We start from the raw sequence: 4,414 nt of genomic DNA, 5'->3' as shown, positions 1-4,414 counted from the left end.
CATCGCCGGATTATCCATGATCTGACAGCCGTCCCTTATAGGATGCGGGTTCACTAGGCATCGTAGTGGAACATATTCTTACCGGGCCATACAACAAACCCACCAATAATTCAAGACGTCCTCCACGGGGCGCTTACTTTTACAACGCTGCACGTGAACTGAAACAGGCCGGCGACACAGTGCTAAACCCTGCAACCCTGCCCGATAGCCTGTTCGAGGCTGATTACATGCGCATCGGCCTGGCCATGCTGCAATGCGCACAGGGTATCTTCCTGCTGGAGGGCTGGCAGGACAGCGAAGGCGCTCGTGCCGAATTTCATTTGGCCAGGAAGCTGCGATTATATATACGGTTTCAGGGTTATGAAAATGTATTACTTGCGTGAGAAAGCCATCGAGCAGCAGCTTATCCGCGCGGTAAAAGCCGCCGGCGGCATCGCCTACAAATTTGTATCGCCGGGCAGGCTGGGCGTGCCTGACCGCATGGTCGTCTTGCCCGGCGGCCGGGTGCTGTTTGTGGAATGCAAAGCGCCGGGGCAGAAAGCACGCCCCTCCCAGCGACGCGAACACGACCGGCTCAGGGCGCTGGGGTGCGAGGTAATCGTGCTGGATGATAAAACTGTCGCGGATTTAACCACAGAGCAACCGCAACAACTTTGACAGCATGGATAGCTCTTCTTGATTTTCAACAGGAAGACCAATTTTTATTTGCGTTTTCCGCAATGCTATAGGCTTCAGACAGGACCAGATGTTGTTATCAGTGCTTTCCAGCTCGATGAGTCTGGCCTTCAGGTCAGCATCATTGAACTATACTTCGTTTGTGAACAACCTGAGATACTCAAAGGATTGTTTCGCGGCTCTGGCGGACTGTTTGCCAAACTGGTAGGTCGATTGCACCGCTGAAATAATCACGATCATCACCCCGAAGAAAAATGGGTCCGCTTTTAGTTCTATCGCTGAACCGAAAATCAACGTTAACACCGAAAAGAGTCGGTCAATCCGCCCCGTCGCGGTGGCGTACAACTGTTCAAGATAATACCCGTACAGAATGCGGTCTTTAACTTCTTCTCGGCTCATAGCGATTCCTTATGGTTGTCAGCCTCCGGTTTTCTTCGGTGGCGGTAGCGGAGCCTTAGGTTGTGGCTCGGGCCTTACATTCTTCTCGGGTAAATGGTCATAGGCCAACCTTTCGGGGGGGTGTGATCATTTGCTTTTTAGACATCTGCTTGTCCTTATATTGCATTGGGGTAAGCATATTTTACCCGATTCCTTTGCATTGGGGAATTCAGGAACCCTCACCGCCTGAGAGGGTTATCAAAACAGGCACCACAAGCAATCTACGGAGAACATGACTCATGAAACTGGATAACGCACGGGTGCTAATAACCTTCCGGCACCCCAATATGGGAGAAGTCGTCGCCATTACCAACGGCGGCGAGAGTATCGACGATGCCCGCTATCTGGTCAGTCTGGGCAGGCGGCCTAACGAAGACTGGGAAACCCAGACGCTCAGGGCAGTAATCGAATATATGGCCGAAGACAATAAGCGGCTACGCAAGCAGGTTAGACGCCTGACACAGGAAGGGTGTTGCTGAAAGTGGAGGGTCGAGCAGGCATCGAACCAGCGTCCTTACGGTTTGATAACACGTACGCTCTTCCAATCTGAGCTACCGACCCAATGAGTAGTTAATAACCGAACAACCGCATAATCATCTCTTTAAATAAAAAACCCAAAGCGGCAGCAACCAAGAACCATTGCAGACGGTCGAATTTTATTTCCAGTTTATCAAAGCGCTTTTCGGAAAAATCTAGCCGTTTGTCCAGCTGTTCAAAGCGTGCCTGCATCTGGGCTTCGTTCTTCTCGAAGCGAGCCCCCATATCTTTACGAACGTCAGCTATCTCTGCGGATAGGTCCTTACGAACGTCAGCTATTTCTGTGGATAGGTCCTTACGAACGTCGGCGATCTCTGTGGATAGATCCTTACGGACATCGGCGATATTCCGATTTACCTCAGCGATATCAGCCTTGGTGGCCACATCCGCCACCTCATGAGACTTGCGTACGACGAGCGAAATCGCCCGCGCTTGCTCTCTGGAAATACCAGCAGTCTCAAGCTCTTCTGAAGCCTGCAATGTATCAAATGCGACTTGGCCCATAGGGGATCCTCCTGTTTAAGCCAAGTGTAAGCGATCTGACCGCCAACCTGCAAAATTTTGCAAGTTAGCCCCCTAATACCTTTTAAACAAATCCGTTTAACTATGGAGAAATCGTTATGACTAAAATCACCAAAGCACAGCTCATGCTCTTTAAGTCTGCCGATTCAGATATCGAGCTACAGGGAACGCGATACCAAGGCAAGCCGGTGTTCTTTGCGGTCGAATTGGCGAAAGCACTTGGCTATAAAAATCTACATGAGGCATTACAAGATAACTGCAAGTCATTGATTAAGCTTAATTCTAGCCAGGCGCTAGAATTGAATTTAGGATTCAGGCCAAAAGGCATCATTCTTGCACCTGAGTCCGATCTCTATCGCCTGATACTGAAAAGCAAGCTCCCCTCAGCCGAACACGTGCAGGATTGGGTATGCGAAGAAGTGTTACCGGCATTACGTCAGCAGGGCAGCTACAGCATGAAGACGAGCCATCGTGACGAAGGCAGCGGCTTATCGGAATACCGCAAGGCCCGAGCCATGCAAATCCAGATGGAGATAGCCGAAAAAACCTTCCAGTGGGCTACAAGGACTTTCCGACGCGGCTCGCCAAGCCGTTATCGCCGGATTGATCAACCCTATCGCCGGACGTGAAGTTATTCCCTTGCCGGTGCTTGAGGAAAAACACTACACCGCCACGCAAATCAGCAAAATGTTCAACGTCTCAGCCAACAAGATTAGCCGTATCGCCAACGACAACAACATGAAGACGGAGGAATTCGGCCAGACTTATCTGGATAAGTCCCCATACAGCAGCAAGCAGGTGGAATCTTTCCGCTACAACGAGAAGGCCGTAAAGAAGTTCAAGGCGATCTTTCTCGCCGAAGAGGAAGCCTCAGCAGCGAGTGAACTCGTTTGAAATACCCGAACAGAAGCGCCCACATCAAAGCATTAATAGATAAGCATAAAGCTATATTCCTTGAACTTTCTTCTTGACATTTTACCTTTGCCATTGACGCAAGGATAACCCATGCGTTATAGTCAATCTGCAAGTTCAGGTGTCGGGTTTCACACTCCGGTTATCTACAAAGGCGCATAACACGCCGAGAGCGTGTTTTTATGTGTCAGTCCGCCATATCAGAATAATGGTGGGCTGGATGGGGGAGCCGTAAGGCTCGCCGGGTCCTTTGTAGCCGGTAGTGTGAACCCCATTCAGCTCGCCACCAGTACAGAGTTTCACACCTCTAGGTGGTGATGTTCCTTAACTACAAAGGAAATCATTACTATGACAACCTTAATGTTCCGCAATACTGTTCTTGAAACCATCTCCCACAACGGGTAGATCTGGTTCACTTCTGCCGAGCTCGCTAAAGCGCTCGAATACAAGAAAACTGATGTCATCACCCAAATTTATACTCGCAACGTAGACGAGTTTAGCTCGTGCATGACCGAGACCCTCAATTTGAGTGTCTCGATGAAATCAAACACTTATGACAATCTCCGCAACAAAATACGCATCTTCTCCCTACGCGGCGCTCACCTGATTGCGATGTTCGCCAACACTCCGATCGCCAAAGAGTTCCGCAAATGGGTGCTGGATATCCTCGACCGTGAAGTGGGCCAGCCAGTTTACCAGCCCGAAGCCCCCGAGCGTTTTACGCGCACCGATACCCGTAACTTTGCGCGTTTAGTCTGATGCATTACTCGCGGCTTCCGTTTTGAACAGGCATGGACCAATGCGGTTTACTACGCCCTGCGCGATGTAACCGGCACCCCATCGCCGATTCCTTTTGAAGCACAGCATATTCCCCTGCTGGCCGAAGAGTGCCGCCGCATTTACTACGTCACCGAAACCCTGCGTGAAGCCATCCACGAAGCGGAAAAGCAAACCCTCAAGCGCATTCTTCGTAAGCGTGAAGACGTCCATACCGTGCTGGCCGATATATAGCGGCTTTTCGAGAGCTGTCATCGCCAGCAGCAACGGGGCGTTGAAGATCGCCTTGACCACTGGCACGAAGACGAAGTTAAACACTTCCTGACGCGCCACTAACCCTGTAACCCCGCCCTGGGATCGCCCCGGGGCTTCATTAATCACATTGATTTGTGAGGAGCTTTAACATGCAAAATTTGTAAGCGTACGCCCAGCGCCGTATTGACAGTTATTCAGCAGGGATGGTGAGGTTCCACGGCAGGAGCTCTTTGATTTTGTTGATGGGATGATCCGCGATAATCGCCAGCACATGGCGCAGATACGCTTCCGGCTCCAC

The 4,414-nt window shown here is 50.7% G+C and carries 10 protein-coding genes and 1 tRNA gene; 6 read left to right on the top strand and 5 right to left on the bottom strand.

The genetic code is table 11. The features are described from left to right. Positions 1–65: 65 nt before the first annotated feature. Both ACMX3H_RS17280 and ACMX3H_RS17275 read left to right on the top strand, forming a co-directional pair. Complete coding sequence (locus tag ACMX3H_RS17280) at positions 66–383, top strand: DUF4406 domain-containing protein (RefSeq protein WP_415211693.1); 318 nt, start codon at positions 66–68, stop codon at positions 381–383. Next, on the top strand, positions 367–657 hold the full coding sequence (locus ACMX3H_RS17275) for a VRR-NUC domain-containing protein (RefSeq protein ID WP_415211692.1): 291 nt from the start codon (positions 367–369) through the stop codon (positions 655–657). Before ACMX3H_RS17280 ends, ACMX3H_RS17275 begins: the two co-directional genes overlap by 17 nt. A 147-nt stretch (positions 658–804) precedes the next feature. On the opposite strand, the gene ACMX3H_RS17270 is transcribed toward ACMX3H_RS17275, so the two are convergent. Continuing rightward, complete coding sequence (locus tag ACMX3H_RS17270) at positions 805–1,074, bottom strand: hypothetical protein (RefSeq protein ID WP_415211691.1); 270 nt, start codon at positions 1,072–1,074, stop codon at positions 805–807. Between the two features lie 278 nt (positions 1,075–1,352). Here ACMX3H_RS17270 and ACMX3H_RS17265 point away from each other — a divergent pair, with 278 nt between their 5' ends. Further along, on the top strand, positions 1,353–1,592 hold the full coding sequence (locus ACMX3H_RS17265) for a hypothetical protein (RefSeq protein ID WP_415211690.1): 240 nt from the start codon (positions 1,353–1,355) through the stop codon (positions 1,590–1,592). Positions 1,593–1,595: 3 nt separating this feature from the next. On the opposite strand, the gene ACMX3H_RS17260 is transcribed toward ACMX3H_RS17265, so the two are convergent. Further along, a tRNA-OTHER gene (locus ACMX3H_RS17260) sits at positions 1,596–1,674 on the bottom strand. 9 nt (positions 1,675–1,683) lie between these two features. After that, entirely contained in the window at positions 1,684–2,154 is a 471-nt protein-coding gene (locus tag ACMX3H_RS17255) for a hypothetical protein (protein WP_415211689.1), read from the bottom strand. Between the two features lie 116 nt (positions 2,155–2,270). Between ACMX3H_RS17255 and ACMX3H_RS17250 the strand changes: the two genes are divergently transcribed. From ACMX3H_RS17250 to ACMX3H_RS17240, 3 genes are all read left to right on the top strand, one after another. Then, on the top strand, positions 2,271–2,801 hold the full coding sequence (locus tag ACMX3H_RS17250) for a Bro-N domain-containing protein (RefSeq protein ID WP_415211688.1): 531 nt from the start codon (positions 2,271–2,273) through the stop codon (positions 2,799–2,801). Beyond that, positions 2,776–3,066: a hypothetical protein gene (locus tag ACMX3H_RS17245; protein WP_415211687.1), complete on the top strand. Its 291-nt coding sequence runs from the start codon at positions 2,776–2,778 to the stop codon at positions 3,064–3,066. The genes ACMX3H_RS17250 and ACMX3H_RS17245 overlap by 26 nt, the downstream gene beginning before the upstream one ends. Before the next feature lie 423 nt (positions 3,067–3,489). Next, positions 3,490–3,843 (top strand): Bro-N domain-containing protein, encoded by a 354-nt coding sequence (locus tag ACMX3H_RS17240; protein ID WP_415211694.1) that lies wholly within the window; start codon positions 3,490–3,492, stop codon positions 3,841–3,843. Here ACMX3H_RS17240 and ACMX3H_RS17235 read toward each other — a convergent pair. Further along, entirely contained in the window at positions 3,835–4,194 is a 360-nt protein-coding gene (locus tag ACMX3H_RS17235; RefSeq protein ID WP_415211686.1) for a hypothetical protein, read from the bottom strand. The two genes, ACMX3H_RS17240 and ACMX3H_RS17235, sit on opposite strands and share 9 nt — an antisense overlap. Positions 4,195–4,306: 112 nt before the next feature. Then, positions 4,307–4,414 (bottom strand): transposase domain-containing protein (locus tag ACMX3H_RS17230; protein ID WP_415209556.1); only part of this gene is annotated, 108 nt, incomplete at its 5' end.

It is taken from the genome of Sodalis sp. (in: enterobacteria) (assembly GCF_047607725.1).
Taxonomy (GTDB): Bacteria; Pseudomonadota; Gammaproteobacteria; order Enterobacterales; family Enterobacteriaceae; genus JBLKSS01.
The sequence above is the reverse complement of the archived record's forward strand: the minus strand, read 5'-3'. Positions and strand labels throughout refer to the sequence as shown.